Source organism: Actinomadura sp. 6K520, assembly GCF_004349245.1.
Taxonomy (GTDB): Bacteria; Actinomycetota; Actinomycetes; order Streptosporangiales; family Streptosporangiaceae; genus Spirillospora.
In genome coordinates this window covers 1-1,984 of the sequence record NZ_SMLC01000370.1, presented here as the reverse complement: position 1 = coordinate 1,984, position 1,984 = coordinate 1, and the positions used below count along the sequence as shown (strand labels likewise).

The 1,984-nt window shown below is 74.9% G+C and carries 2 protein-coding genes; both read right to left on the bottom strand.

What is annotated here, in order from left to right:
- The coding region (locus E1289_RS37375; protein ID WP_131988883.1) for a serine/threonine-protein kinase at positions 1-911 on the bottom strand (911 nt) is incomplete at its 3' end.
- Positions 912-1,016: 105 nt separating this feature from the next.
- A partial coding sequence (locus tag E1289_RS37370; protein ID WP_131988881.1) for a DUF4389 domain-containing protein occupies positions 1,017-1,984 on the bottom strand: 968 nt, incomplete at its 5' end.

The window sequence follows — 1,984 nt, the reverse complement described above, 5'->3', positions numbered from 1 at the left end:
GTCCGCGCCTGCACGGTCGGGTCGCCCGCGGGGCCGTGCCAGCCCGCCCGGACGTTCTCGGCGAGCGTCGCCGGGTCGGCCTTGCCGTTGCCGACGAGCCGCCCGAGCAGGTCCTGGACGGACGGGCGGTTGCGCGGGTCCTTGTCGAGCGCGGCGGCGACGATGTCGCGCAGGCCCGGGTCGAGCCCGTCCAGCTTCGGCTCGTCGTGCACGACCCGGTAGAAGATCTCCGGGACGGTGCTGCCCGCGAACGGCGCGCTGCCCGTCCCGGCGTAGGCGACGACGCAGCCCCACGAGAACACGTCGGACGCGGGCGTCACCTGCTCGCCGCGCAGCAGTTCGGGCGGCAGGTAGTTCGGGGTGCCGACGAACTGGCCGGTGCGGGTGGGGCCGTCGGTGGCGTCGAGGGCGCGGGCGATGCCGAAGTCGATGACGCGGGGGCCGGTGGACGACAGCAGGACGTTGGCGGGCTTGAGGTCGCGGTGCACGATCCCGGCGCCGTGGATGGCGGCGAGCGCGGTGGCGACCCCGACCGCGAGGCCCTCCAGGTCGGACCCGGGCAGCGGGCCGCGTTCGGCGACGGCGCTCTCCAGGCTTGGTCCCTCGATGTACTCGGTGACGACGTACAGGGGGTCGTTGTCCAGCTCGGCGTCCATCACCGGCGCGGTGCAGAACCGGCGGACCTGCCGCGCGGCGGTCACCTCGCGGCGGAACCGCTCCCGGAAGGTGCCCTCCCCGGCCAGCTCCCTGTTGATCACCTTGACGGCGACGCGGCGCCCGGCGCTGTCCTCGCCCAGGTAGACCGTGCCCATGCCGCCGCGGCCGAGCCGGCCGACCAGCCGGTAGGGGCCGAGCCTTTCGGGGTCGTCCGGGCGCAGGGCCTCGCCGTTCTCTCCTGCGTGCGTGGTCATCGTGGTCCTGAAACTGAAATAGGTGTCTGTTTCGCGTAGAACCCTAGCGGCCCCGGGGAATTCGCGAGGGTCGCTCGTCCCCCGTGCAGGACGTCCCGCGGACGGTCAGCGGGTGCGGCGCGCCCGGGGGAGGGTCCGGAACGGCGGGAGCTTCTCGCCGGTGAGGCCGAACGCGTACGCCACGACCCGCCCGGACCAGCGCTGGCAGCCGACGACGAGACCGTACAGCGGGCGGGGGTAGCGGCCGGTGAACGGGATGACGAACCAGCTGAGCAGCATCACGATCACCAGCGCCGTGTACATGAGCAGCATCACGGCGAGGTGCGGGATCACCAGCAGGCCCCGCAGGAGGGTCAGCCACCGGCGCGGCCCCTGCCACGCCGCGGGGAACGGAAGGTCGACCACGACGGTCTCCTCGCCGGCGTCCGGGTCGCGCCGGACGGGCTCGGACGGGGCCGGGGCCGGGGACGCCGCGGCTGGAGCCTCGGCGCGTGCGGCCTCGCCGGCCGTTGCCTTGGACGCGGTCTGGGGCGCGGTCTGGGGCGCGGTCTGCGGCGCGGCTTTGGCGGCGGGCCTGGGCTGCGGGGCCTCCGCGGCCGCGCCCGCCGGTGCCGCGGGGCCGGCGCCGTTCGACCCGGTCGCGGGGCCGTCCTCGGACGCCGGGTTCGCGGCCCGCCAGGTCGCCGAGATCGTCTCCGCGGCCCGCTCCGGGTCGGCCTTCTCCTGCCCGACGAGCCGGGTGAGGAGCTGGCGTGCCGTGGGACGGGCCCGCGGGTCCTTGGCGAGCGCGGCGGTGACGATGTCGCGCAGCCGCGGATGGATGCCGGTGAGGTCCGGCTCCGCGGTGGCGATCAGGTGGAACGTCTCCGCGACCGTCCCGCCCTGGAACGGGGGACGCCCCGTCCCGGCGTAGGCGACGACGCACCCCCAGGAGAACACGTCCGACGCCTGCTCGACCGCCTCGCCTTGCAGCACCTCGGGCGCGATGTATTCCGGTGAGCCGAGTGGAACTCGTCGTTTGATTGGTGGCGGGTGGGGGCTGGAGGACGGGGTGCCGACGAACTGGCCGGTGC